At 65.5% G+C, this 24,729-nt stretch carries 21 protein-coding genes; 11 read left to right on the forward strand and 10 right to left on the reverse strand.

Annotated features, from left to right (window positions below; translation table 11 throughout):
• Positions 1 to 41: 41 nt before the first annotated feature.
• Positions 42 to 1,661 carry an ABC transporter substrate-binding protein gene (locus tag NMP98_RS11750; RefSeq protein WP_254857844.1) on the reverse strand — a complete coding sequence of 540 codons (1,620 nt, stop codon included), beginning with the start codon at positions 1,659 to 1,661 and terminating at the stop codon, positions 42 to 44.
• A 119-nt stretch (positions 1,662 to 1,780) separates the two neighbouring features.
• On the opposite strand from NMP98_RS11750, the gene npdG reads away from it, so the two are divergent.
• Positions 1,781 to 2,449 (forward strand): NADPH-dependent F420 reductase, encoded by a 669-nt coding sequence (gene npdG / locus NMP98_RS11755; RefSeq protein WP_254857846.1) that lies wholly within the window; start codon positions 1,781 to 1,783, stop codon positions 2,447 to 2,449.
• Here npdG and NMP98_RS11760 read toward each other — a convergent pair whose 3' ends face one another.
• A complete protein-coding gene (locus tag NMP98_RS11760) occupies positions 2,450 to 2,617 on the reverse strand; it encodes a DUF7331 family protein (protein ID WP_254857847.1) in 168 nt (55 codons plus the stop codon).
• Positions 2,618 to 2,743: 126 nt separating this feature from the next.
• Here NMP98_RS11760 and NMP98_RS11765 point away from each other — a divergent pair, with 126 nt between their 5' ends.
• Together NMP98_RS11765 and thrC are read left to right on the forward strand one after the other, a co-directional pair.
• A complete protein-coding gene (locus NMP98_RS11765; RefSeq protein WP_254857849.1) occupies positions 2,744 to 2,992 on the forward strand; it encodes a DUF8001 family protein in 249 nt (82 codons plus the stop codon).
• A gap of 188 nt (positions 2,993 to 3,180) precedes the next feature.
• Positions 3,181 to 4,494 (forward strand): threonine synthase, encoded by a 1,314-nt coding sequence (gene thrC / locus NMP98_RS11770; RefSeq protein ID WP_254857851.1) that lies wholly within the window; start codon positions 3,181 to 3,183, stop codon positions 4,492 to 4,494.
• Here the strand turns inward: thrC and NMP98_RS11775 are convergent.
• Both NMP98_RS11775 and NMP98_RS11780 read right to left on the reverse strand, forming a co-directional pair.
• Positions 4,491 to 6,827, reverse strand: coding sequence for an alpha/beta hydrolase (locus tag NMP98_RS11775; protein WP_254857852.1), 2,337 nt, complete (start codon positions 6,825 to 6,827; stop codon positions 4,491 to 4,493). The genes thrC and NMP98_RS11775 overlap by 4 nt on opposite strands.
• A gap of 111 nt (positions 6,828 to 6,938) precedes the next feature.
• On the reverse strand, positions 6,939 to 9,383 hold the full coding sequence (locus tag NMP98_RS11780) for a prolyl oligopeptidase family serine peptidase (protein WP_254857854.1): 2,445 nt from the start codon (positions 9,381 to 9,383) through the stop codon (positions 6,939 to 6,941).
• A 203-nt stretch (positions 9,384 to 9,586) separates the two neighbouring features.
• Between NMP98_RS11780 and NMP98_RS11785 the strand changes: the two genes are divergently transcribed.
• On the forward strand, positions 9,587 to 9,853 hold the full coding sequence (locus NMP98_RS11785; RefSeq protein WP_254857856.1) for a hypothetical protein: 267 nt from the start codon (positions 9,587 to 9,589) through the stop codon (positions 9,851 to 9,853).
• A 36-nt stretch (positions 9,854 to 9,889) separates the two neighbouring features.
• Here NMP98_RS11785 and serA read toward each other — a convergent pair whose 3' ends face one another.
• Positions 9,890 to 11,470, reverse strand: coding sequence for a phosphoglycerate dehydrogenase (gene serA, locus NMP98_RS11790; RefSeq protein ID WP_254857858.1), 1,581 nt, complete (start codon positions 11,468 to 11,470; stop codon positions 9,890 to 9,892).
• A gap of 240 nt (positions 11,471 to 11,710) precedes the next feature.
• On the opposite strand from serA, the gene NMP98_RS11795 reads away from it, so the two are divergent.
• The 3 genes from NMP98_RS11795 (at position 11,711) to NMP98_RS11805 (ending at position 15,329) form a co-directional block, all read left to right on the forward strand.
• Positions 11,711 to 14,287 (forward strand): efflux RND transporter permease subunit, encoded by a 2,577-nt coding sequence (locus NMP98_RS11795; RefSeq protein WP_254857859.1) that lies wholly within the window; start codon positions 11,711 to 11,713, stop codon positions 14,285 to 14,287.
• Positions 14,288 to 14,342: 55 nt separating this feature from the next.
• Positions 14,343 to 14,975: a phosphoserine phosphatase SerB gene (gene serB, locus NMP98_RS11800; protein ID WP_254857862.1), complete on the forward strand. Its 633-nt coding sequence runs from the start codon at positions 14,343 to 14,345 to the stop codon at positions 14,973 to 14,975.
• Positions 14,976 to 15,059: 84 nt separating this feature from the next.
• Entirely contained in the window at positions 15,060 to 15,329 is a 270-nt protein-coding gene (locus NMP98_RS11805) for a hypothetical protein (protein WP_254857864.1), read from the forward strand.
• A 7-nt stretch (positions 15,330 to 15,336) separates the two neighbouring features.
• Here the strand turns inward: NMP98_RS11805 and NMP98_RS11810 are convergent, their stop codons facing one another.
• The 4 genes from NMP98_RS11810 to tatC all read right to left on the reverse strand — a co-directional run bounded on the left by NMP98_RS11810 (position 15,337) and on the right by tatC (position 20,194).
• Positions 15,337 to 16,626 carry an O-acetylhomoserine aminocarboxypropyltransferase/cysteine synthase family protein gene (locus NMP98_RS11810; RefSeq protein ID WP_254857866.1) on the reverse strand — a complete coding sequence of 430 codons (1,290 nt, stop codon included), beginning with the start codon at positions 16,624 to 16,626 and terminating at the stop codon, positions 15,337 to 15,339.
• Between the two features lie 156 nt (positions 16,627 to 16,782).
• Positions 16,783 to 17,991 (reverse strand): homoserine O-acetyltransferase MetX, encoded by a 1,209-nt coding sequence (gene metX / locus NMP98_RS11815; protein WP_254857868.1) that lies wholly within the window; start codon positions 17,989 to 17,991, stop codon positions 16,783 to 16,785.
• On the reverse strand, positions 17,988 to 19,307 hold the full coding sequence (locus NMP98_RS11820) for an O-acetylhomoserine aminocarboxypropyltransferase/cysteine synthase family protein (RefSeq protein WP_254857871.1): 1,320 nt from the start codon (positions 19,305 to 19,307) through the stop codon (positions 17,988 to 17,990). The genes metX and NMP98_RS11820 overlap by 4 nt, the downstream gene beginning before the upstream one ends.
• A gap of 113 nt (positions 19,308 to 19,420) precedes the next feature.
• Positions 19,421 to 20,194 (reverse strand): twin-arginine translocase subunit TatC, encoded by a 774-nt coding sequence (gene tatC / locus NMP98_RS11825; protein WP_254857872.1) that lies wholly within the window; start codon positions 20,192 to 20,194, stop codon positions 19,421 to 19,423.
• A gap of 96 nt (positions 20,195 to 20,290) precedes the next feature.
• Here tatC and NMP98_RS11830 point away from each other — a divergent pair, with 96 nt between their 5' ends.
• From NMP98_RS11830 to NMP98_RS11845, 4 genes are all read left to right on the forward strand, one after another.
• Positions 20,291 to 22,498, forward strand: coding sequence for a twin-arginine translocase subunit TatC (locus NMP98_RS11830; RefSeq protein WP_254857874.1), 2,208 nt, complete (start codon positions 20,291 to 20,293; stop codon positions 22,496 to 22,498).
• Positions 22,499 to 22,559: 61 nt separating this feature from the next.
• Positions 22,560 to 22,736 (forward strand): ribbon-helix-helix domain-containing protein, encoded by a 177-nt coding sequence (locus tag NMP98_RS11835; protein WP_254857876.1) that lies wholly within the window; start codon positions 22,560 to 22,562, stop codon positions 22,734 to 22,736.
• A complete protein-coding gene (locus NMP98_RS11840; protein ID WP_254857878.1) occupies positions 22,729 to 23,445 on the forward strand; it encodes a queuosine precursor transporter in 717 nt (238 codons plus the stop codon). The genes NMP98_RS11835 and NMP98_RS11840 overlap by 8 nt, the downstream gene beginning before the upstream one ends.
• Positions 23,446 to 23,487: 42 nt before the next feature.
• A complete protein-coding gene (locus tag NMP98_RS11845; protein WP_156709563.1) occupies positions 23,488 to 23,685 on the forward strand; it encodes a hypothetical protein in 198 nt (65 codons plus the stop codon).
• Here NMP98_RS11845 and NMP98_RS11850 read toward each other — a convergent pair.
• Positions 23,682 to 24,500, reverse strand: coding sequence for an RlmE family RNA methyltransferase (locus NMP98_RS11850; protein WP_254857880.1), 819 nt, complete (start codon positions 24,498 to 24,500; stop codon positions 23,682 to 23,684). The genes NMP98_RS11845 and NMP98_RS11850 overlap by 4 nt on opposite strands.
• Positions 24,501 to 24,729: the final 229 nt, after the last annotated feature.

Genomic DNA, 24,729 nt, shown 5'->3' on the forward strand with positions numbered 1-24,729 from the left:
CGACGATTCGGTGGCCGGGAACGGTACGGTGCCGTCCGCCGTTACTCGGGGATGGTCCGTGCCTGCTGGAGCAACTCGGCCAGTTCCTCGTTGTTAAAGTGCTGGAAGGCGCCCTCGGTGAACCACGGCGACATCGCGTAGTCGCCGTCGAGTGTCGGGTTCCCCCAGCCGATGAGGAAGAACGCCGGCGATTCCGACTGCTCGGCGAGGAGTTCGTTGACGAGTTCGCCGAAGTCACGCCGGTTGGCGGTGCAGGTGACGTTCTCCAGTTCGTTAATCTGGTTCGCCGCAGCCTCGGCGACGTCGGCATCTCGCAGGTATCGACCGACGGGCGTGTGAAGTTCGATTTCGATGCCCGCGTGGCCGCTCTCCTCGACGAGTGCCTCGGCACGCTCGGGGTCGTACGGATAGGGGTCGATGTCGGGGTTGTGACCGTTGTGGCCGGGCAACGTCGGTTGGCTCGTCTGGTTGCCGAACTCGTTGAGGATGCTGTCGATGATGGACTGGACGTCGACAGCGAAGTTCATCGCCTGCCGGAACTCCTGGCTATCGAACGGTTCGGCGACATCGTTCATGACGAGGAAGATGTTCCGCGTCGAGGGTACGTCGTCGTAGCCGACGCCCTCGGCACCCTCGACGTCGGGAATGTCGCTCGGTCGAACGTTGGTGACGAGGTCGGAGTCGCCGGCGATGAGCGCGTCGACGCGGGGGCCGTTCTCGGGGATGGCGGTGAACGTGACCGAATTGGGGTCTGCCGCTTCGCCCCAGTAGCCGTCGAACTTCGTGAACGCGACGCGCGTGTCGTTGACGTATTCGTCGAGTTCGTAGGGACCGGTGCCGTTGATTTCCGTGGCGATGTCGTTGTCCTCGTTTTCGACCCAACTCCGCTGGAGGACGCGCCCGAAGACGGTCAGGTTCCGGAAGATGGTCGGCGTAACCGAATCGAGGTCGAGGACGACATCGCCGTCCTCGGCGCGCGCCTCGGCGATGTCACCGATGTTGCCGGCGACTTCGCTTACGTCCGGGTTGTTCGCCCGATTGATGGAGAAGGCGACGTCCTCGGCCGTCATGTCGTCACCGTTGTGGAACTGCACATCATCACGAATCGTGAGTCTGACCTCCTGTTCGGCGGTTCGCTCCCAGTCGGAGACGATAAGTGCGATGGGCCGGCCCTCCCGGTCTCGATAGAGGAACGGTTCGTAAGCCTGGACGACGATGTTGTACTGTGGCGTGCTGTTTTCGCCGGTCGGGTCCAGCGTCTCGAGGAGTTGTCCCTGCGAGATGGTGATTTCGTCTCTGTCCGTCGAGAACTCCTTGACGTTGATGTCCTCGTCGGGGCGGGCATCCCACTCGATGTCGTCGTTGATGCCGTAGATGCTGAACTGCTGGTGGAGGTACACCCACGGCGCGAGCGCGTTCGCGAGGCCGTTTGCGTGCTGGAGGACCTCGACGCGGGAGGGGTCCTCCGGCAACTCCTCGTCGTAGGTCCGGAGTTCGGCGTCGGCCCCGTCGGATGGCGTGTCGTCACCGGACGGCGTTCCATCACCGTTTCCGTTGCCGTTTCCGTTGCCACCACACCCGGCCAACCCTACGCTGGCGGCGGTTGCGGCGGTGGCACCGCTGTACTGGAGGAACGTTCGTCGGTCGATGTCTCGCGACATACGGCCATCCATGGGTAAGTATTACATATATCTTCGTGTTTTTAAGATACACCCGTACGGAGATAGGCAACCGTCGCCGGTCACACAACGCTTACCCTACAGTCGGCCGACTATCCCGTATGCGAATCGCACTCCTCGGCGGTACCGGCGACATCGGGCAGGGACTGGTTCTCAGGTGGAGTTACGACACCAACCACGAACTGCTCGTCGGCTCCCGTGACCCCGAGAAGGCACGCACGAAGGCCGAAGAGTACGAGACGGAACTCGATAGCCGCGGCGTCGACACCGACATCAAGGGCTTCGAGAACGCGATGGCGGCCGACCGCGCCGACGTGGTCGTCCTCGCCGTCCCGGCGTATCACCTCGTCGACACCGTCGACGACATCGCCGACCGACTCGACGACGAAACCATCCTCGTCACGCCCGCCGTCGGCATGAAGCGCGACGACGAGGGGTTCCATTACAACCGTCCCGGTGCTGGCAGCGTCGCCGCACTCGTCGAGGAGGCGAAACCCGACGACGTGCCACTGGTCGGAGCGTTCCACAACCTCCCCGCAGGCGGTCTCTCGAACCTCGACCGCACCTTCGAGTGGGACACGCTCGTCTTCGGCGATGACGCCAATGCCAAGGACATGGTCGTCGACCTCGCCGAGGAAATCGAGGGATTGCGCGCGCTCGATGTCGGCGGACTCTCGAACGCCGCCGAGGTCGAGGCGGTGACGCCGCTTCTCATCAACGTCGCAATGGAAAACGACGGATTGCACGACCTCGGCGTGAAGTTCCAGTAACTACGCCAGCACAGACAGCTCGACGGCGTCGTCGGATTGAATCCACGCGTTGTGGTTCTTCGTGTCGTAGATGACGACCGCTCCGTCCTCGAGCTCGAGGTCCGCACACCGGTCGTGGGTAGTCGGAAGGCTGTCACCGCCGGAGCTGTTTTCGATTGGTGCTGGCATTGTCGTTCGCGGGCGGTATCGCCCTACAGGTATCCGTTAGCCGGCAGAAGTGATAAATGTTACCAAGTGTCATGCACATGGCGGACAGAGCAAGTCATCAAGTGGGAGGCCACCATGTGAAGTCGTATGAGCGAACCAATCGTCGTTGAGGCAGGCAAGTACACTGCCGAAGAGCTGTTGGCGCGTCTCCGCGACGGCGACCGCCTCGTCGTCAAAGCCGAGATTCTCGGCAGCCCGGAGGAGTTGACGCTGCGCTACGACGGCACGACCTACTACTGTGATACTCCGACGACCCTTCACAAACACGACGACGAAGCCGAGATGGAGGAGTGTATGCGACACTACGGGTACGTGAAAGAAGCCGGCGCCAATTAACGTGTAGCGCTCGGCTTCGTCCGATTCCTGTCTTCGCTGCTCGCGGTCCCATCGGTCGCCGCTCGCCCATCGAGGCTTCAAGCGAAGCGAGAAGCCTCGCGCTCCCCGCTCGGCATCCCCGAGGCGCTCACTTCGTTCGCGCCTCGCAACCCACCCCCTTTTTGCGACTCCACGACGCATTCCCGTCAATGGCAGACCTCACGCTCCCGGCGAACCCCGAGGCGCCCGACGTGGCGACCGACGGCGTCTGGCTCCACTGCATCGGATGCGGCCACGACCACGCCCCCTTCGACGACATCATCTACACCTGCGAGAAGTGTGGCAGCCTGCTGGAAGCCCGCTACGACAGTTACCCGACCTTCGACGACTTCGAGGGCCGCGGCGTCTGGCGCTACAACGCCGCCCTTCCTTTCGAGGAGGGCGTCACCCTGCCGGAAGGCGCGACGCCGCTGCACGAAGCGCCACGCCTCGAAGCCGACCTCGGCGTCCGCAACCTTCGGGTGAAACACGAGGGGATGAACCCCACCGGGTCGTTCAAGGACCGGGGGATGACCGTCGGCGTCCGCGTCGCACAGGAACTCGGCGTCGACCGACTGGCGTGTGCCTCCACCGGCAACACCTCGGCGGCGCTGGCGGCTTACGGCGCCCGCGCCGACCTCGAAACGCTCGTGCTTCTCCCCGCCGGCAAGGTCGCCGCCGGGAAAATCGCACAGGCGAGTCTCCACGGCGCCCGGATTCTGGAGGTCGACGGCAACTTCGATTCCTGTCTCGACATCGTCCAGGACCTCGCCGACCGCGGGGAGGCGTACCTGCTGAACTCGCTGAACCCGTTCCGACTGGAGGGCCAGAAGACCATCGGCCTCGAAATCCTCGAGGAGTTCCGCGACGACGAAGGGCGGTTCCCCGACCGCATCGTTCTGCCGGTCGGCAACGCGGGCAACACCGCCGCGCTGTACAAGTGCTTCCGCGAGTTGGTCGCTTCGGGGGACCTGGCACCCGGCGACGTGCCGAAACTCACCGGCGTTCAGGCGGAGGGCGCCGCCCCGATGGTCGAGGCCATCGAGTCGGGCGCCGAGGACACCGAACGCTGGGAGAACGTCGAGACCATCGCGACGGCCATCCGCATCGGCAACCCCGTCAACGCGCCGAAGGCGCTGCCGGGCATCCGCGAAACCGGTGGCACCGCCGTCGCCGTCTCCGACGAGGAGATTACGACCGCCCAGCGTGACCTCGCTGGCGAGGGCATCGGCGTCGAACCCGCCTCCGCGGCATCGGTCGCCGGCCTGCGGAAACTGCGGGAGTCCGGCGATGTCGGGTCGGGCGAGGACGTGGTGTGTCTGACGACCGGCCACCTGCTGAAAGACCCCGACGCCGCGGCGGCGGCGGGCAGCGACCCCGAACCCGTCCCGAACAGCACGGACGCGGTGCTCGCACATCTCGCCGGCGAGCGGACGGGAGAGGGCGGGCGCGGACTGCTCGGCCGACTTCGCGGCCTGTTCTAGGCAGTCGCGGCTTTCTTTTCGGCCTCGTCGTCGAGAACCAGCGTCTCGGTCGATTCGCCCGCCGAGACCTCGATGTCGTGGGTGTCGAACGGCGTCGCGAGCGTCAGCGTCGCCTCGCTGTCGCTGTCGATGCGGAGCGTGAGTTCGGTGTCGGTGTCGAGACCCGCTTCCTCGACCCACAGCGTGGCCTCGGCGACGCCCTCCAGCGTGACTTCGAGGGCGTTTTCGGGGCCGCGTCGTTGGTCAATGTCGGGCTGTTCCCACTGGAGACCGCGGCTGAGGTGGCGCTGGGGCGTCTGCCCGACGCGCCGGAACCGCCGGAGATTGGGGTCGCCGTAGCCGTCGGCCAACGAGAGCGCGTCGACGAGACCGGCGTCCTCGCCGTCCTGCGTGACGATATCCGAAACCCAGTAGGCGCCGTCGTGGACGAGTCCGACCTCGGGGTGGTCGAGTTCCGGCACCTGTCGGTAGGTGACCCGCCGGGGATTGCGGATGACCTTCCCGCGGGCGATGAACTCCGGCGCCCGGTCCCACTGGTCGCGGATGCCGAGGGAGAGATGCGTCGCGACCGGGAACACGTCGAACTGATAGCGGTAGCCGTGGCGCCGGAGTTTGCGGGCGTAGTTTTCCGGCGAGAGGACCGGAACGAGCGGGTCGCCGACGGTGTTCCAGATGAGCATCGGGACGTGCCGGAGGTTGTCGGTGATTTCGAGGGCGCTCTCTGGGTCTTGAGCGAAGACGTTGAGTACGTCGCCGCCGCCCTCGCCGCCGAAGAGGTCGTTCGTGAGTTTCGACGGCGCCTTCAGCAGGCCGCCGGTGAGACCCTCGATGGGGTCTTCGCTGGGCGGCCCGACGACGGAGAAGCCGCGGCCGAATAGGTCCGGACACTGCGCGGCGAGCATGCAGGTCCCGAACCCACCCATCGAGTATCCCGAGATGGTGACGCGACTGCGGTCGATGTCGACGCGGGTTTCGAGGTCGCGCCACGCCTCGAAGATGTCGAGTTCCGCCTCGCGTTTGTACCAGCGGCCGGGACCGCGGGCCTGCGGCATCAACACGACGGCGCCTTGGGCCTCCGCCAACTGCTTGACGAGGTTCGGCATGTACACCGCATACTGTGTGTAGGCACCGCCCAGCGAGTGCAACAGCAACACCATCGGCGCCGGCTCTTCGAGGTTCTCGGGGACGTACACGTTGTAGGGCTGGATGCGACCCTCCAGTACGTCGTGGTCGGGGTCGACGCCCTCACCGAGGTAGTACCGCGAGGGGTACAGAAGCGAGTGAAAGCCGGCCTCGAACGACGCGTCGTCGGTCGTCCCCTCGCGGAGCCGCTCGAAGTCGATGTCGGCGTGGAACTGCGAGATGTCGCGGTCGGCGAGTGCCAGCGATTGGGCGTGTTCACGCCAGTTCCCTTCCCCGAGAACGCGCGCCGAGCGGTCCCAGACGAGGTCCAGGAGGTTGTGTCCGATGCCGGTCACGTCGAGTGCGTCGAAGAGGCCGCGACCGATATCGAGCGGGCCGACGTGTCGGTCGTACGGTTCCTCGAATCGGAAGCCGACGTTGAACACCGGCGGTACGTCTTGGGAGTTGCTCTTCAGGCCGCCGGGCGTATCCTCGTCCGGACTGACCGCGACTTGTCTGAATCCGCCCTCCTCGGCGTTCCAGAGACCGGTGACACAGTAGTGTCGCCACGTCTCGTCTTCGGGGTCCAGCGGTACCTCCACCTCGATTTGGTTTCGGCGCACGTCGACGGTGACGCGGTCGTCTTCGAGCGGGTCGCCGTCGAGTTCGGCGCCCGTTCCCCAGACGACGAGTCGGTGGTCGACCGACGCCCCCAACTCACCGAGTCCGTACCCCCAGTCGGTTCGACCGTCGCTGCCCCCTGTATCGATGCCAATGGCGACGGCCGCCGCATCCGGCTCCAGCATCGTGTTCAGCGTGATGCGGTAGGTGACGCCATCCGCCGTCGGCCGTGCCCGAAACTCCAGTAAGTCCGCGCCGTTGTAGCTGTAGCGTTCGCCGTCGTTTGGGTAGTGGAAGTCCCCGGTCGGCTGTGAGAGAATGCCGCCGAGCGAGTCGGCGTTCGCCGGCGACCCAGCGGTGAAGTGGCGCGTGTCGGCGCCGTGGTCGTCGTAGACGTAGTCCTGATACAGGTACTCACCGTCGCGGTAGGCGTCGTGACCGGAGACGAGAAGCGGGTCGGCGTCCCACCCCTCGCCGTTCTCCAACTGCGGCGGCGTGGGGTTGGTGCCGTACAGGGCGTCGGGACCGGGCCGAGGCGGAGAGGAGGGAGACCCCTCGGTACGGTCGCCATCACGGCGTTCCTGAGACATATCCCGTCCCTTCGACGGCGATGGGGAAATGTGTTAGCCCTATTAGCACTTGCTGATTTAAGTGAATCGCCGGGAGTCAGCACCCCGGTAGAGCGCCGAGGAGACCGTCGTTCAGGCGAGTGGGTCAACCTCGACTGTCGACGTGCCGGCCTCGATTTCGACGTCGTGGGCGCCGAAGGACCCCCGGAGCGTCAGCGTCGCATCGACATCGGAATCGACCTCGACGGTGAGTTCGGTTTCGGGGTCCAACCCCGCGGCTTCGACCCACAACGTCACCGATTCGACGCCTTCGAGCGTGACTTCGAGCGTGTTCTCGGGGCCACGAACGTCCACCGGGTCCGCCCACTCGATTCCGGTGGCGGTGTACGGCATCGGTTTCGTTCCCGAAGACGTGAACCGCTCGGGGGTCGGGTCGCCGTAGCCGTCGGCAAGGGAGATGGCGTCGACGAGGCCGCTACCGTGGCCTTCCCGAACGTCGATGTCGGTGACCCAGTAGGCGCTGTCGTGGACGATACCGAGTTCGGGGTAGTCGAACTCGGGGACGCGCCGGTAGGTGACTCGTGAGGGGTGTTTCGGTACCTCGGTGGGCGAGAGATACGACGGCCCGCGGTCCCAACTGTCCTGAATCGCGAGCGCGAAGTGGTCGACGCTCGGGAACACGTCGATTTGGTGGCGGTAGCCGTGTTCACGGAGTTCCCGCGCGTAGTTGGTCGGCCCGAGGAGTGGGACGAGCGGGTCGGTGCCGCCGTGCCACAAAAGCATCGGGACGTGTCTGAGGTTCTCAGTGAGTCGGAGCGCGTTCTCCGGTTTCTCGGTGAAAATCGAGAACAGTTCGCCGCCGTCCTCGCCGCCGAACAGGCCGTTCATCAGCAGCGACGGCGTCGCAATCATGTTGTTCGTCGGCGCTTGCAGCGGGTCCTCGGCCGGCGGGCCGACGACGCCGAAACAGCGACCGAAGGTGTCGGGGTTCTTCGTCGCCATGATGATGGCGCCGAACCCGCCCATCGAGTAGCCCGTCACGGAGACGCGCTCGCGGTCGATGTCGAAGCGGGTTTCGAGGTTCCGCCACGCCTCGAAGACATCGAGTTCGGCCTTCTTCTTGTACCAGATACCGGGGCCACGCGTCTGCGGCATGAACACGATGCCGCCGGTCTCCTCGGCGAGGTTTTCGACCAGCGTCGGCATGTACGCCGGATACTGGGTGTAGCAGTTGCCGAGCGAATGCAGCATCGTCACCATCGGCGCCGGTTCCTCGAGGTCCTCGGGCACGTAGACGCCGTACGGCTGGATGCGGCCCTCCAGGACGTTGGCGTAGGGGTCGACCCCTTCGCCGAACTCGTGGGCGGAGGGGTACAGGTAGGTGATGAACCCCGAGTCGGGAACCCGGCGGTCGGTCTCCTCGGCGCGAAGCGTCTCGAAGTCGATGTCGGCGTGGTACTGTGAGATGTCGCGGGCGGCCAGCGCGGTCGCCTGCCCGTGTTCCCGCCAGTTGCCGATGCCGATGGAGCGTGGGACCGCCTCCGCCTCGCTGAACGGCGACAGGCGATTGGCGACGCCGACCAACTCAGAGACGCTGAGCGGGTCCTCCAGCGGATTGAACAGTCCAAGCGGGTCCTCGATGTCGAACAGTTTCGGGGCGTCCCCGAGCAATCCGAGCAACTGCAACGGTTCGTCGAGTCGCTGGAGTACCTCCATCGGCGCGTTGGCGACGACCATCGCCAACCGTGGAAGGAGTTCCTCGATGTCGATGTTCCGTCGGAGGGGTTCCTCGAACCGGAAACCGACGTTGAAGACAGGTGGGACATCCATGCCGCGCTTGCCGCCGCCCGGTACCTCGCGGTCGGCGTCGACCGAAACCTCCTGAAACCGGCCGTCCTCGGCGTTCCAGAGACCAGTGACACAGTAGTGTCGCCACGTCTCGTCTTCGGGGTCCAGCGGTACCTCCACCTCGATTTGATTTCGGCGCACGTCGACGGTGACGTGGTCGTCTTCGAGCGGGTTGCCGTCGAGTTCGGCGCCCGTTCCCCAGACGACGAGTCGGTGGTCGACCGACGCCCCCAACTCACCGAGTCCGTACCCCCAGTCGGTTCGACCGTCATCAGCCTCACCGGCACTCGTATCGATGCCGATTGCGATGGCCGCCGCATCCGGCTCCAGCATCGTGTTCAGCGTGATGCGGTAGGCGACGCCCTCCGCCGTCGGCCGCGCTCGGAGTTCGAGTAGGTCCGCGCCGTTGAACGCGTAGGTGTCGGGAGCCGTCGGATATCGGAGGTCACCGGTGGGGCGACAGTAGAACCCACCGAGCGTCTCGCCACCGGGCGGTTGCTCCAGCACCGACCGCGTGTCGGCGCCGTGGTCGTCGTAGACGTAGTCCTGATACAGGTACTCTCCCTCGACGTAGGCCTCGCAACCGGAGACGAGAAGCGGGTCGGCCGCCCACCCCTCGCCGTTCTCCAACTGCGGCGGCGTAGGTTGGTCGGCGTGGAGCGCCGGCGGGCCGATGTCGGGTACCCCCGGCGACTCCGAGCCACCGCCGTCGGCCGTCTCATCTGACATATCGGAGAGTGACGTTCAGGGGCGAAAGGCGTTCCCCCGGTAATCAGCACCCCTTTTTAACTGCAGGTAGAGGCGCTGTAACACCCGTGTTCCCGAGTCTCAAGGTTTATCGGAGGAGCGGAACGGAACGCTTACGGCCCACACGGGGCGTTTGTGACGCCCGTCTGACGTAGGTTTTTGGTAGTGCGTGACACACGTTCGCTATGGCATCCGCCTCATCCGAACCGCTCCCGACGGTCGGGACGGACCACGAGCGAGTGACGGAACTCGAAGCGAAACTGCGGCGCAGCGAACGGCGACGAGAGGCCACCGAGGAGTGGGCCGAGTTCCTCGAAGCAGAACTCGAAGCGCGCGACAAGCGACTCGAGGAGGTCATCGAGCGCTACGAGCGGCTGTTAGAGGAGGCGAAGGCGGAAACCGAACACGAAACCGACGAAGGATTGTGGGCGAAACTGACCGGCTGGCTTTGAATCAACGCGGCTGGGAACCGCCTTCTGTCCGTCCGATTAGCCGTTCAGGCTGATGTACTTCGTCTCGATGATGCGCTCGTCGGATTCGAGCTTTTCACGGGCTTCGTCGGGCACCTCTTGGTCGACGTTGTAGACGGTGAGTGCCTCGCCACCGTGGACTTCGCGGGCGTTGAACATCCCCGCGATGTTGACGCCGAACTCACCCATCACCGAGCCGATGTGGCCGATGACGCCGGGTTCGTCGGTGTTGCGTGCGACCATCATCTTCCCGCCGGGGATGGCGTCGACGCGGTAGCCGTCGACGCGGACGATACGCGGGTCGTCGCCGGCGAACAGCGTCCCGCAGACGGCGATTTCGGTTTCGCCGTCGCTGACGGTGACCGTCACGAGGCTCTGGAAGTCCTCGGCCTGCCGACGTTTGCTCTCGGTCACGTCGATGCCACGCTCTTCGGCGATGCGCGGGGCGTTGACGGCGTTGACCTGCCACTCCAGCGGCTTGAACACGCCCTTCAGCGCGGAGGCGGTGACGATTTCGATGTCCTCCTCGGCGATGTCACCCTCGTAGTTGACCTCGACACTCTCGACGCGACTGTCGAGCAGTTGGACCGCGATTTTGCCAGCGGTCTCGGCGAGGTGGATGTACGGTTCGACCCGCGGGAAGGCGGATTCGTCCATCGACGGCGCGTTCAGTGCGTTCATTACCGGCTCCTCGTTGAACGCGGCGACGACCTGTTCGGCGGTGGAGACGGCGACGTTCTCCTGGGCGGCCTCCGTCGAGGCGCCGAGGTGCGGCGTGACGATGACGTCCTCGACGTCGAGCAGCGGGCTGTCCTCCGGCAGGGGCTCTTCGGCGAAGACGTCCAGTGCCGCACCGGCGAGAATGCCGTCTTCGACGGCGTCTGCGAGAGCGGCCTCGTCGATGATGCCGCCGCGGGCGCAGTTGACGACGTAGCCGCCCTCCATCTGGGCGAGTTCGGCTTCACCAATCATGTCCTCGGTCTCCGGCGTCAGCGGCGTGTGGATGGTGAGCACGTCGGCGGTGTCGAGCACCTCGTCGAGTTCCGCGAGTTCGGCGCCCAACTGCTCGGCGCGTTCCTCGGAGATGTAGGGGTCGAACGCGACGAGGTCCATCCCCAGCGAGTCGAGTTTCTTCGCGACTTCCTGGCCGACCCGGCCCAACCCGACGATACCGAGGGTCTTGCCGTTGAGTTCGGTCCCGAGGAAGGCGCCTTTCGCCCACTCGCCGTCCTTCAGGCGGACGTGGGCCTGCGGAATCGACCGCGCCGTGGCGAACGTCATCGCGACGGTGTGTTCGGCGGCCGCCCGGACGTTGCCCTCCGGGGCGTTGGCGACGATGACGCCGTGGTCGGTCGCGGCGTCGATGTCGATGTTGTCGACGCCGATGCCGGCCCGACCGACGATGACGAGGTCGGGTGCGGCCTCCAGCACCTCGCGGGTGACCTCCGTCCCCGAACGGACGATGAGTGCGTTGGCGTCGGCGACCGCCTCGAGCAGTTCCTCACCCTCCGATTCGTAGTCCGTGACGACCTCGTGGCCGGCGTCGCGTATCACGTCGAGACCGGCGTCAGCGATGGGGTCCGTAACGAGTACCTTCATGGGCGTACGGTCCCGGCCGTGAGGGATAACGCTTTCTTCATCGCCGCGTGCTGCCGGGGTCGAAACCCCGTTTGTATGCACAAATGTGGATATATCCAGACACGCAATCCAGTGAATGGACAACTTGGTGCTGTCGACTGGCGGCGATAATCAACGACCGTCAACGACCGGCGATGGGTATTTATCAGCTCCGCTGTCACGTCGGGTGAATCGTGTCCCCGCTGTCGCCCCCGTGCCCGCATGAAGCCGAATAGTCTCGCCGAGTCCGTCGTCTACGAACACCGCCGGAAAGTCGTCGCTGTGACGCTGGCAGTCGTGTTCGTCTTGGGACTCGGCCTTCCGGGGGTCGTTCTCGACACGACCCTAGAGGAGTTTCGCGGCGGCACCGCCGAACACGCCGCCGACGGCTACATCACCGACAACATGAGCGGCCAAGCCGCGAACTCGACGGGGTCGTTCGTCGTCATCGCCGACGACGAGAACGTCCTCACGAAACAGCGGTACCTCCAGCAGTTGCGCGTCCAACGGCAACTCCGAAACGACCCCGTCGTCGGGGCGACGCTCATCGAAGACCAACAGCCGCTCGGAATTTCGAACGTCGTCGCCATCGTCGCCATCCGCAGGGAGGAGGGCGTCGACGCACAGGAGATTACCGTCGAACCGCGACCACCACTGGACGAACAAATCGAGGCCATCGAAGGACTTTCCGAGTTCGAGTTGGAGCTGTACACCTCCTATGCCGTCGGTATCGTGATGGACGACGTCGAACACACGTGGCCCGAAGGGGGGTCGTTCGCCACCGTCCCGACGAGCTACGAGGGCAACGGCAAGACGGCCGAGTCGACGGCCATCGTCGTCTCCCACCGCGAAAGCGTTCCGGCGGAGGAACTCGCGCGCGCCCAAACGCGGATGGCCGACATCGTCGACAGCGAGGTCGAGGGCGACGCGATGGTGTTGGGACAGGGCGTCATCGACGACGAACTCCGGCGGTCGTCGTTCGACAGCCTCGCCATCGTCGGGCCGCTCGCCTTCCTGTTCGTCCTCGTCGTGTTGGTCCTCGCATACAGGGACCTCTATGACGTGGCTTTGGGGCTGTTCGGCGTCGCCTTGGTGCTCGTCTGGACGTTCGGCTTCATGGGTTGGGCAGGAATCACGTTCAATCAACTGTTCGTCGCCGTCCCCGTGCTGTTGATGGGGCTGTCAATCGACTACGCAATCCACGTCTTCATGCGCGCTCGCGAGGAACGGCCGCCGGACGGGGGCGACGACGTGGGAGGGTTCCAGTTCGGCGACGAACCCCGGTCGACGTCAGTTCGGAAGGCGATGGCGACGGCGCTTGGCGGCGTCGGCGCGGCGCTGGCGCTCGTCACCATCACGACTGCGACGGGCTTTCTCTCGAATCTCGTCAGCGGGGTCGCGCCCGTCCGACAGTTCGGTCTCGTCAGCGCCGTCGGCATCGCCGGCGCCTTCGTCGTCTTCGGACTGCTCGTCCCGATTCTGAAAGTCGAGTTGGACGAGCGCCTCGAAGCCCGCGGCGCCGACAGGCGGGCGCCCGCCGTCGGCACCGAAGGCGGCAGACTCACCGCGTTGCTCGCGGTGCCGCTCGTGGCGGCCCGTCGCTCGCCGAAAGGCGTCCTCGCGGCCGCGTTGGTCGTCACGCTAATCGCCGGCGGCGGCGCCGCGACCGTCGATACCACGTTCGAACAGGAGGACCTCCTCGTCGAGGAGACCCCCGAGTGGATGGACGGACTCGGGCCGCTCGAACCGGGGAACTACACCGCCCAAGAGAACATCGCGTTCGTCGACCGTGAGACGTACATCTACAGCGGGACGACGACCCAGATTCTCGTCAGGGGAGACGTAACGGCCGACGACACTCTCGACCGGGTACAGGCGGCCTCCGACACCGCAAACCGGAGCGGCTCGGTGCTCATCCTGCCGGACGACACCAACGCCACCCAGAGTCCGATACGGGTGATGGCCGACCTCGCCGACGACGACGCGGCGTTCAACGAGACGTTCACCGCCGCCGACACCGACGGCGACGGCGTCCCCGACCGGAACCTCGAAGCCGTCTACGACGCCTTCTACGAGGCGGCACCGGACGGTGCGGGTACGTGGGTTCACCGCGAAGACGGCGAGTACGTCGCGTTGCGACTCGTCGTCCCCGTAAACGGCACCGAGAGCGAACCCGCCATCGCCGAGGACATCCGGCCAGCAGCAGCCCCCGTCGACGGCGACGGACTCTCCGCAATCGCCACCGGCCAGCCCATCATGAATCAGGCCGTCGCCGAGAACCTGCTGTCGACGGTCGTCGACAGCCTCCTCGTGACGCTCGTGGTCGTGTTGGGCGTGTTGATGGCCGTCTACAGGCGACTAGAGGGGTACGCCACGCTGGGCGCCGTCACGCTCGCCCCGGTCGCCCTCGCCGTCGCGTGGATTACCGGGTCGATGGCGGCGCTCGGCATCCCGTTCAACGTGATGACCGCCCTCATCACCAGTTTCACCATCGGACTGGGCATCGACTACTCCATCCACGTCTCCGAGCGCTACGTCTACGAGTTGAACCGCGATATCGGCACCGAGGCGGCGCTGGAAAACGCCGTCTTCGGCACCGGTGGCGCGCTGTTGGGGTCGACCGCCTCGACGGCCGGCGGCATCGCCATCCTCGGGTTGGCGCTGCTCGTCCCGCTCCAGCAGTTCGGCATCATCACCGCACTCACTATCGTCTACGCCTTCCTCGGCAGCGTCGTCGTTTTGCCGAGTCTGTTGGTGCTGTGGACGGAGTGGGCCGACGCCGACCCCGCGGCGGCCTAACGGGCGGGTTCGCGGGAACCGACGGTTTCGTGACCCCTCCCGACCCAGAGAGGGTATGCTCATCGCGTTCGACTTCGACGGGACCCTTTCGGATTCGGAGATGACGGTGCTGCTCGGCGAGGAAGCCGGCGTCGCCGACGAGATAGACGAGATAACCGAGCGGGCGATGAACGACGAACTCTCCTACGCCGAGAGCCTCTACGCCCGCGCCGAGTTGCTCGACGGCCTCCCCGAGGAGCAAGTCGAGGCGGCCTTCGACCGCGTGCAGTTGCGCCCGGGCGCAGCCGAGGTCATCGACGCCCTCTCGGAGGCCGGCCACCACGTCGCCATCCTCACCGGCGGCTTCGACGACGGCGTCGCGGCCGCACTCGAACGGGAGGGCGTCTCCGTCGACACCATCGTCGCCAACTCCCTTCCGATTCGGAACGGGAAACTCACCGGCGAGGCCGAAGGACCACTCATCGAGGGGACGAAGGACACCGCCCTCGAAGAACTCGCCGAGGATGTCGGCGTCGAGATGGACGACACCGTCGCCATCGGTGACGGCGCCAACGACCTCCCGATGCTGGAAGTGGCCGGACTCGCTATCGGCTACGAGCCGAAACCGGCGGTCGGTCCCCACTGCGACGTAATCGTCGAGTCGATGACGGACCTACTGGAGTTGCTGGAAGCCAAAGCGGTCTTGTAATCGGTCGACACCGCGGCGTCAGACGCGCGTCATCCGTACGTCTGCGGTGCGTTTTTGCGCGCTTCGGTCCTACGTCGAGACGACATGGGAGCGAAAGCCGCGGCCCTCCGGCCGGTCAGTTCGGTGAGCAGTTGGGTAGACGACCACCCGTTGAGTGCCGTCGGGGCGTTGGTCGCCCTCGGGGCGCTGGTGGTGCTTTTGGCATCGGTCGGCGTTACGGTCGACATCGCGACGGCATCGCTGGCCTACGACGGCGTCACGTTCGGCCGTGTGACCGAGACCGTCCTCGCCCAACCCGCCTACGCCATCGCAGTCGTCGGCGGCGCCGCGGTGTTTCTCTTCTACGACGGATAGGGAGGTTCTATTGGGTCGCTTCCTCGATTGCGGCGTCGAGGTCGGCGATGATGCGGTCGGTGTCTTCGAGGCCGACCGACAGGCGAACGAGGTCGTCGGTGACGCCGCTGGCCTGCTTTTCTTCGTCGGTGAGTTGCTGGTGAGTGGTCGAACCGGGATGGATGATGAGCGTCTTCGCGTCGCCGACGTTCGCCAGCAGACTCGCGAGGTCCGTCGATTCGACCGTCTTCTTCGCCGCCTCGTAGCCGGCTTCGAGGCCGAAGGTAATCATGCCGCCGTAACCGCCGTCGAGATACTCGCTTGCCTCCGCGTGAGTCTCGTGGGAGTCGAGTCCGGGGTAGGTGACCCACGACACCTCGGGGTGCTCGTCGAGGTACTCCGCGACGGCCATGGCGTTCTCGCAGTGTCGCTCCATCCGCATCGGCAGGGTTTCGAGCCCCTGAACGGTCGTCCAGGCGTCGAAGGGGGCCTGTTGGTTGCCCAGGTCCCGAAGGCCACGGGTACGGGCGGCGTAGGCGAAGGCGGCGTCGCCGAAGGTCTCCGCGAAGTTGATGCCGTGGTAGGCGGGGTTCGGCTGGGCGATTTCGGGGAACCGCTCGGCGTGGTCGGCCCACGGGAACGACCCGCCGTCGACGAGAATCCCGCCGATGGTCGTCCCCGAGCCGTGGAGCCACTTGGTCGTGGAGTTCCAGACGAGGTCGGCGCCGTGTTCCAGCGGCCGACACAGCGCCGCCGTCGCGAAGGTGTTGTCCACGAACAGCGGCACCCCGTTGTCGTGGGCGATGTCGGCCAACCGTTCGAGGTCCGGCGTCACGAGCGCCGGATTGCCGATGGTCTCACAGTGGACGAAGGCGGTATCCTCGTCGATGGCCTCTTCGTAGGCCTCGTAATCGAGCGTATCGACGAAGCGCGTCTCGACGCCGCGGCGCTCGACGGTGTGGGTGAGGTAGGTGTAGGTGCCGCCGTACAGCGACGACGACGAGACGATGTTGTCGCCCGCCGACGCGAGGATGAACGTCGCGAGGTCGAACGACGCCATGCCGGAGGACGTGGCGATGGCGGCGACGCCGCCCTCCAGCGTCGCCATCCGCTCTTCGAGGACGGCGTTCGTCGGGTTCATGATGCGGGAGTAGATGTTGCCCGCCTCCTGGAGCGCGAAGAGGTCCGCGGCGTGTTCGGCGTCCTCGAACTCGTAGGAGGTCGTCTGATAAATCGGCGGTGCGCGGGCGCCCGTCGTCGGGTCGGCTTCCTGTCCGGCGTGGAGGGAATCGGTGTACAGGTCGTCTCGGTCGAACATACCGACACCGGGAGGTGAGCACAAATAAAGACCGACCTTCCTCGCAACGCTCACCGGAGTCTATGACGGAGCGCTATACGGACTGTTGTAGTCTTTTACCGGCGAGCGCCGACCCAGCTACTGGCGCTCGCCGGCACTCTGTTACAACACTCCGTATCAGTCGGAGAACAGACTCGTGTGGACGGGGGCGAAGTCGTCGCCAGCGTCGTGGTCTTCGACCGTATCGGAGACGGCTTTCCCGTAGACGCCGTCGGCGAGGAAGTCGTCGAGCGGCGGGCCGACGCGGTCGGGTTCGACGAGGAAGGCGTCGTGGCCGTGGTCGGAGTCGATGACGTGGTGGGCCGTCGCGGCGTCGGTCGCACGGAACGCCTCGGCGAGTTCCTCCGATTGCTCGACGGTGAAGTGCCAGTCGCCGGTGAAGGAAAGCAAAAGCGCCTCGCCGTCGAAGGCCGCGAGCGCGTCGGCGTCGGAGTCGTACCCCGAGGCGAGGTCGTAGTTGTCCATCGCTCGCGAGAGATACAGATACGAGTTGGCGTCGAAGCGCTCGGCGAACTTCTCGCCCTGATAGTCGAGATACGACTCGACCTCGCGGTAGGGGAAGAACCCGGCGGCGGGGTCGGACGGGAAGGTGTCCCGACCCATGTCCATCCCCGCCGACCGGCGGCCGAACTTGTCCTGCATCGAGGACTTCGAGAGGTACATCACGTGGCCGATTTGGCGGGCCAGCGCCAGTCCCTCGGTGGGCGGGTCTTGGCCGTAGTAGTCGCCGTCGTTCCAGTTGGGGTCGGTCGTAATCGAGCGGCGGGCAATGGCGTCCAAGGCGAGACACTGGGGGTCCAGTCGTGCCGCGGCGGCGACGACGATGACCCGGTCGGCGTGGTCGGGGTGACGTTTGGCCCAATCGAGGACGTTCATCCCGCCGACGGACCCGCCGACGACGGCATGAAGGTTCGGGACGCCGAGTTCGTCCAACAGGAGTCGCTGGGCGCGCGTCCAGTCGCCGACGGTGACGGCGGGGAAGTCGGTACCCCACGGCTCGCCCGTCTCGGGGTTCGTCGATGCCGGTCCCGAGGAGCCGTAACACGACCCGGGGACGTTCGCACAGATGACGTAGTACTCGGTGGTGTCGATGGCCTTGCCGGGGCCGACGATGTCGTCCCACCACGCGTGGGCCTGCCCGGCCGTATCCGAACGCCGTCGGCCGCCGGCGACGTGGGCGCTGCCGGTCAGGGCGTGACAGACGAGAACAGCGTTATCCCCGGTGAACTCCCCGTAGGTCTCGTAGGCGATTTCGAGGTCGGGAATCGACTCCCCACACTCGAAGGTGAACTCGCCCAACGACTCGACGCCGCGGTCCTCGCTCATAGTACCGCCTCGAGGTCAGCGATGATATCGTCTACGTCTTCGATGCCGACGGACAGCCGAATGAGGTCGGGGGTGACGCCGCTTTCGCGCTGTTCGGCCTCGCTCAACTGCGCGTGGGTCGTCGAAGCGGGGTGGATGACGAGCGTCCGGGCGTCGCCGATGTTGGCGAGGAACTTCGCCACCTCGGTGCCCTCACAGATTCGCTTGCCGGCCTCGTAGCCGCCCTCGGGGCCGAAGGCGACCATGCCGCCGTAGCCGCCTTCCAGATACGTCGAAGCGAGGTCGTGGGTCTCGTGGGAGTCGAGGCCGGGGTAGGTGACCCACGCGACATCGGGGTGGTCGTCGAGATACTCCGCGACGGCCAAGGCGTTCTCGCAGTGCCGTTCCACCCGCAACGGGAGGGTCTCGACACCTTGCAGCGTCGCCCACGCGTCGAAGGGGGACTGCTGGTCGCCGAGACTGCGGGTCGCGCGGTGTCTGGCGGCCATCGTGAAGGCGCGGTCGCCGAAGCGCTCGCTGAAGTTCACACCGTCGAAGGCGGGATTCGGGGCGCCGATTTCGGGGTACTTCTCGGGGTATTCCGCGAAGGGGAACGACCCATCATCGACGAGAATCCCGCCGAGCGTCGTCCCGGAGCCGTGAATCCACTTCGTCGTGGAGTTCCAGACGATGTCGGCACCGTGTTCCAGCGGTCGACACAGCGCCGGCGTCGCGAAGGTGTTGTCCACGAACAACGGCACGCCGTTGTCGTGGGCCACCTCCGCGATTTCCTCGAGCGGCGGCGTCACGAGCGAGGGATTGCCGACGGTTTCGCAGTGGACGAAGGCGGTATCCTCGTCGATGGCGTCGTCGTAGGCTTGGGGGTCGAGGGTGTCGACGAATCGGGATTCGATGCCACGGCGGGCGGCGGTGTGAGAGAGATAGGCGTGGGTGCCGCCGTAAATCGAGGAGGCCGAGACGACGTTGTCGCCGGCCTCCGCGAGGACGAGCGTCGCGGCGTCGAAGGCGCCCATTCCGGAGGCAGTCGCGAGGGCGTCGGTGCCGCCCTCCAGCGAGGCGAGACGCTTCTCGAGTGCGCGGACGGTCGGGTTGGCGATGCGAGAGTAGACGTTGCCGTCGTCCTCTAAGGCGTATCGAGCGGCCGCGGTGTCTGCGTCGGGAAACTCGAAGGAAGTCGTCTGATAAATCGGCGGGGCGGCGGCGCCGGTCTCGGCGTCCGGCCCCTGTCCGACGTGGAGACAGCGCGTTCCGAAACCCAACGCCCGGCCACCGTCAGGCAGGTCGGACGCCGTGTCCCGTCGCTCGTCGTTATTCATGTGTGTCGTGCATATATCCCAATGCATCTATAACCAAGAGTTACGGCAACCTTTGCCGGACGGCGGCCGAAGCAGTCGCTGTCGGGTGAGAAACGTTGGAAATTCGGGCGGCCTTAGCGGCCGACCCAGCGCAACACGAGCAGTGTCGACTCGAACAGTCCTATCATCGTCCCGGCGACCATGATGGGGGCCATCCCGGTGGGGTCGGGGCTGAACAGGAAGGCGATACCGAGGAACGCCCCCCAGAAGTACAGCCGTTTCTCGGCGAGCCACGCCCGCGTCGTCAGCCCCATCATGATGGCCAACATCACGAACAGCGGAATCTGGAACACCGCCGCGAACAGCCCCATCATGAGGACGATGAGGCCGAACGTATCGGAGAGGCCGAACGCGACGACGGCGGCGCTCCGGGAGTACGTCAGGAAGTACGTGAAGATGGCGGGAAGGATGAGGAAGTACGCGAACAGCACGCCGATGCCCGCGAGGACGAGGCTGGCAGGGACCGAGGCGAGGTAGTAGCGACGCTCGTGTTCGTAGAGGCCGGGCCGCATGAACAGGTACGTCTGGTAGACGAAGACGGGAAGCGCGACGATGAACCCGCCCAGCGTGGCGACTTTCAGTCGCGCGAGGATGAGCGCGAGCGGGTGATACACCCGGGGACGAGCCACGTCGCCGCCCGGCAGCACGGAGTACCACAGGAAGTTGATGATGTAGTCGCCGAAGGGGAACACGACGCCGGAGACGATTGCCATGACGACGAGGACGATGCCGAGGCGGTACACCATCTCCTCGATGTGGTCCGCAAGCGGCATCTCCTCGTCGCTCTCGGGGCCCTCGCCGACGAAGCCGTCGTCGACCTCGTAGGACCCGTCGGCCGTCTCACCCATGTACGTCGAACGGTACCGGCCGTTTGTAAGCCTTCTCGTCGGCGCCGGCAGGCCGAACGGAAAAGGTTGATAACTGCGAAAGCCGACCTTCCCGTCGTGTCTAGTGCCGCCGATGACGATGTCAAGCGAACGGTCGCGGAGGGGCGTGCACAGCTCGGTGCCCTGCTGTCGACCGCACAGACCCATCTGCAGAAGGTGTTCATCGTCTTCGTCATCGGCCTCATCGGAACCATCTACGTCCTGCGTGCGTTCGTCTGGAGCATCCTGAAGGCCGACCTCAACACCAACCCCGACATCGTCGTCGTCGCCATCACGCCCTTCGAGGTCATTCTCCTACAGGTGAAAATCGGACTCGTCGTCGGGGTTCTGCTGTCGGTGCCGATGCTCATCTACTACTCGCGCGATTCGCTGAAGCAGCGAGGGCGGTGGCCCGACTCGATTCCGTGGTGGAAATCAGCCGGCTTCATTTCGGTCAGCCTCGCGCTGTTCGCCGGCGGCGTCGCCTACGCCTACAACCTCTTCTTCCCGCTCATGTTCGGCTTCCTCGCGTCGAACGCCGTCGGCGCGGGCTTTCAGCCGACCTACTCGATTTCGATGTGGGCGCAGTTCATCTTCCTGCTGTCGCTGTCGTTCGGACTCGCCGCCCAACTGCCGCTGGTGATGAGCACGCTGTCGTACACCGAAATCGTCCCCTACGAGACGTTCCGGGACAAGTGGCGACACGCCGTCGTCGCCATCTTCATCTTCGGCGCGCTGTTCTCCCCGCCGGACCCCTTCACCCAGGTTATGTGGGCTGTCCCGCTCGTGACGCTGTACGGGGTGTCGCTGTATCTGGCGAAGATCGTCGTCACGGCGAAGCGCTCGACCGAATCGACCGACTTCCGGTCGGTCGCTCGCGCCCACTGGAACGTGCTGGCGGGGCTGTTCCTCCTCGGCGGCGCTCTCGTCTACGCCTTCTACACCTACGGCGGCGCCGGAAGCGTCAACGGCGTCCTCGACTCTCTGGGGTCCAGCTATCGGTTCATCCCCGCGGGTGAGGCCTACGGTCTTCCCGAAGCGACGTACACCGCCGTCGTCAGCGCCCTCTACGGCGCCCTCACCGTACTCGTCGGCTTCGGCTACTTCGTCTACGAGGGCCTCGACGAGAGCGCCCAGCAGTACGCGGTGTCGAGTGGGTCCCCCGCTGACCCCGCCGACATTGACCTCTCGAAACTCGACGAGGGGGGCATTCGAGCGGCGCCGGCCGCCGCCTTTGCCCGCCTCGAAGAGGACGAGGCCGTCGCTCTGGCCGGACAGGCGATGGAGGAAGACGACCCCGAGCGCGCACGGGCCATCCTCGACCGCTACGACGACATCAACCCGCCGGAGGGCGACGTGTCCCCGAACGACTTCGAGGACGGCGGCGACGGGAGCGCCGCGGCCACCGAAACCCAGGCAGATGACGACGAGGAGGAAGGTGGCATCCTCGCCCGCCGCGGCGCCGGGATGTTGAGCGCCTTCAGCGAGGACGACATCGACGAGGACGACATCGGCGGCTACGCCTACGACGCCGCCTTCGTCCTCAACAGCGTCACCGCGAAATCGTTCCGACTGGTCGGCCTGTTCATGGTCGTGTTGGCCGGGACGTTCTTCGTCCTGTATCAGGGCGGCATCGGCCGACTCAACGACCAGTTCGTCAGCCGAATGCCCTCGGAGTACGCCGCCGAGCAGGTGTCCATCGTTACGCTCCACCCCGTCGAGGCGCTCATCTTCCAAATCAAGGTGGCGACCATCTTCGGGGCCGCCGCCGTGTTGCCGCTGTTGCTGTACTACGCCTGGCCCTCGCTGAAAGAGCGCGGACTGGCCCGCGGTGACCGCCGCGTCCTGCTCGCGTGGGGCGGCAGCCTCATCGTCGGCATGGTCGTCGGGGGCATCGTCGGCTTCGTCTACGTCGCACCGACGGTCATCTCGTGGCTCGCTGCGGACGTCCTCGACGCCGGCATGATAATCGCCTACCGCATCAACAACTACGGCTGGCTCATCTTCTTCCTCACCGTCGGCATCGGCATCCTCGCGATGATTCCCGTCTCGATGGTGCTGTTCTACCGCGGCAACATCGTCGCCTATCGGACGATGCGAACCCGCTGGCGGGAAGTCACCATCGGCGTCCTCGCCGCCGGGGCGCTTCTGTCCCCCCGCGGCGTCTTCACGATGTTCCTCCTCGGCATCCCCATCATCTTCGCCTACGGCGTCGGATTGGGAATCCTGTGGCTCCTCACGCTGGGTGGCCGCCGGGAGCGACGGCGGGTCGAACCGGCCGACTGACGCTCCGAACCGCCGACAGGCGTTGGGAACGGCTTAAGTATTCTCACAGTCATCTTCGAGTATGCCCAAGATAAGCGTCGAGATTCCACAGGAACTCCTCGACGACCTCGACGACCACGTCGGCGACGGCGGGAAGTTCGTCAACCGAAGCGACGCCATCCGCTCGTCCATCCGGAAGAACCTCGACATTTTAGACGAAATCGACGCCCGCCACGACCGACTGGAGGACGATGAGTAACGCCGTCGAACCGCGGCGTGCGCTCCCGGCCGGCGCCGTCGCCTTGGCGGCGATGTTCGTCACCGCGCTCGTCACCGCACAGGTGACCGCCTCGAAACTCCTGTTGTTCGAATCCCCCGTCGGACTGCCGGTGACGGGGACCAGTCTCGTGTTGCCCGGCGCGGCGCTGGCGTACGCGCTGACCTTCCTCGCGACCGACTGCTACACCGAGTTGTACGGTAAACGCGCCGGTCAGGTGCTCGTCAACGTCGGCTTCCTGATGAACTTCCTGTTGCTCGCGCTCGTCTACAGCACCATCGCCGCACCCGCGGTTCCCGGCCAGCCAATCGACCCCGCGAACTTCGCTGCGGTGCTCAGTCAGAGCGGCCCGCTCGTCGTCGCCAGCCTCGCGGCGTACCTCGTCAGTCAGAATTACGACGTCGTCGTCTTTCACAAACTGAAGGAACTCACCGACGGCGAGATGCTGTGGCTCCGCAACGTCGCCTCGACGGGGACGAGTCAGGCCATCGACACCGTGATTTTCGTCGGATTGGGCTTCTACGTCCTCCCGCAACTCGGCTTCGGCGCGACCTACGAGGTCGGCTTCGTCCTCTCGCTCATCGTCGGTCAGTACGTCCTGAAACTCCTCATCGCACTCGTCGATACGCCGTTCGTCTACCTCATCACCGGGGCGATTCGCCGCTCCGAGGAGGGCGTCGCACCGGTCTAATTCGCAGGAACGCTTTTCACGTCGCGTGCGAACGTACCGGTTATGTTGCCCCTCCAATTCGGCATCCCCGGCGGCCCGGAACTGCTCATCATCTTCCTGATACTGTTCCTCTTCGCAGTGCCAGTGTTGCTCGTCGTCCTGTTTCTCGTGAGCAGAAGCGGTGGCAGCGACCGCGTCGAGGAACTCGAAGCCAGAGTCGAGGAACTCGAAAACGAACTCGAAGAGGAGCGCTCGCGTTAGTCGACCCGTTCGGCGAAGCCGAAGCGTGGCTTCACGTCGGTCACCCGCACCTCGACGGTCTCGCCCGCCTCGGTTCCGGAGACGAACAGCGTGTACCCCTCGACCTTCGCGATGCCGTCGCCCTCGCTGCCGACGTCCTCGATGTCGACTTCGAGTTGGTCACCCTCTCGAACCGGCGCGGTGAGTCGGCCTTTCGCGACCATGAACAACTCCGAAGAGGAATCCCGGGAGGCCTTCGGGTGAATGGTGCGGACGTACTCGAACTCCTCGTCGATGTCGGCCCGCAGGTCGTCGGTGTCCGGTCCCTCGAACACTTTCGCGACGAAGTCCCCGCCCGGTGCCAGCAGTTCGAGGCTGGTCTCGAAGGCCATCCGCGCGAGATACACCGACCGCGCGTGGTCCAGCGAGTACTCGCCAGTCATGTTCGGCGCCATGTCCGAAACCACGGCATCGGCCTCACCGCTCGCGGGTCGTTCCTCCCCGCTCCCGCTTTCCGATGCCTCCCGTTGGTCGGCCTCGCGGACCATATCGACGACCTCCTCCCGGGTGTCGTCTTCGGTCATGTCGCCGCGGACGGTCTCGACGCCGTCGATTGGCTTGATGCGCTGGAGGTCGACGCCGACGACGGTCCCCGAGTCGCCGGCCAGTTCGTTGGCGACCTGGAGCCACCCGCCCGGCGCCGCACCGAGGTCGACGACGGTGTTGCCCTCGCTGATGAGGCCCGCCTCCTCGTTCAGTTGCTTGAGTTTGTAGGCCGCCCGGGAGCGATACCCCTCCTGTTTGGCCCTGTTGTAGTAGTCGTCCTTGCGAGTCATGGTTAGTTGACGGAAATAGCGGGTCGGAACTGATACGCGCTTCGCTCCGAACTTTTTACGCCTCGGGTGCGCCTCCGGCGCACCGCGTGGCTGCTCTGCCGCCACGACATGCGGTTGCGGGCCACAGGCCCGCAACCCGCTAGAACGAACGGCGGAGATATCTGCTACCGCCATCGTTCGGCAATTCCTGCCAGTTTTTAACCCCGGCGAGTGAGTACTCCGATAACAG

This window comes from Natronomonas gomsonensis (genome assembly GCF_024300825.1).
In the GTDB taxonomy this organism is placed as follows: domain Archaea; phylum Halobacteriota; class Halobacteria; order Halobacteriales; family Haloarculaceae; genus Natronomonas; species Natronomonas gomsonensis.

What these genes read in the sequence shown, in the direction of transcription:
- NMP98_RS11765 (WP_254857849.1), top strand. Translation starts at nt 2,744, where the DNA reads ATGAGCGAACCAATCGTCGTTGAGGCAGGCAAGTACACTGCCGAAGAG.
- NMP98_RS11850 (WP_254857880.1), bottom strand. Translation starts at nt 24,500, where the DNA reads ATGACTCGCAAGGACGACTACTACAACAGGGCCAAACAGGAGGGGTAT.
- NMP98_RS11750 (WP_254857844.1), bottom strand. Translation starts at nt 1,661, where the DNA reads ATGTCGCGAGACATCGACCGACGAACGTTCCTCCAGTACAGCGGTGCC.
- NMP98_RS11780 (WP_254857854.1), bottom strand. Translation starts at nt 9,383, where the DNA reads ATGTCAGATGAGACGGCCGACGGCGGTGGCTCGGAGTCGCCGGGGGTA.
- NMP98_RS11760 (WP_254857847.1), bottom strand. Translation starts at nt 2,617, where the DNA reads ATGCCAGCACCAATCGAAAACAGCTCCGGCGGTGACAGCCTTCCGACT.
- NMP98_RS11775 (WP_254857852.1), bottom strand. Translation starts at nt 6,827, where the DNA reads ATGTCTCAGGAACGCCGTGATGGCGACCGTACCGAGGGGTCTCCCTCC.
- NMP98_RS11810 (WP_254857866.1), bottom strand. Translation starts at nt 16,626, where the DNA reads ATGTTCGACCGAGACGACCTGTACACCGATTCCCTCCACGCCGGACAG.
- NMP98_RS11795 (WP_254857859.1), top strand. Translation starts at nt 11,711, where the DNA reads ATGAAGCCGAATAGTCTCGCCGAGTCCGTCGTCTACGAACACCGCCGG.
- npdG (WP_254857846.1), top strand. Translation starts at nt 1,781, where the DNA reads ATGCGAATCGCACTCCTCGGCGGTACCGGCGACATCGGGCAGGGACTG.
- serB (WP_254857862.1), top strand. Translation starts at nt 14,343, where the DNA reads ATGCTCATCGCGTTCGACTTCGACGGGACCCTTTCGGATTCGGAGATG.
- serA (WP_254857858.1), bottom strand. Translation starts at nt 11,470, where the DNA reads ATGAAGGTACTCGTTACGGACCCCATCGCTGACGCCGGTCTCGACGTG.
- NMP98_RS11805 (WP_254857864.1), top strand. Translation starts at nt 15,060, where the DNA reads ATGGGAGCGAAAGCCGCGGCCCTCCGGCCGGTCAGTTCGGTGAGCAGT.
- NMP98_RS11820 (WP_254857871.1), bottom strand. Translation starts at nt 19,307, where the DNA reads ATGAATAACGACGAGCGACGGGACACGGCGTCCGACCTGCCTGACGGT.
- metX (WP_254857868.1), bottom strand. Translation starts at nt 17,991, where the DNA reads ATGAGCGAGGACCGCGGCGTCGAGTCGTTGGGCGAGTTCACCTTCGAG.
- NMP98_RS11785 (WP_254857856.1), top strand. Translation starts at nt 9,587, where the DNA reads ATGGCATCCGCCTCATCCGAACCGCTCCCGACGGTCGGGACGGACCAC.
- tatC (WP_254857872.1), bottom strand. Translation starts at nt 20,194, where the DNA reads ATGGGTGAGACGGCCGACGGGTCCTACGAGGTCGACGACGGCTTCGTC.
- thrC (WP_254857851.1), top strand. Translation starts at nt 3,181, where the DNA reads ATGGCAGACCTCACGCTCCCGGCGAACCCCGAGGCGCCCGACGTGGCG.
- NMP98_RS11840 (WP_254857878.1), top strand. Translation starts at nt 22,729, where the DNA reads ATGAGTAACGCCGTCGAACCGCGGCGTGCGCTCCCGGCCGGCGCCGTC.
- NMP98_RS11835 (WP_254857876.1), top strand. Translation starts at nt 22,560, where the DNA reads ATGCCCAAGATAAGCGTCGAGATTCCACAGGAACTCCTCGACGACCTC.
- NMP98_RS11845 (WP_156709563.1), top strand. Translation starts at nt 23,488, where the DNA reads ATGTTGCCCCTCCAATTCGGCATCCCCGGCGGCCCGGAACTGCTCATC.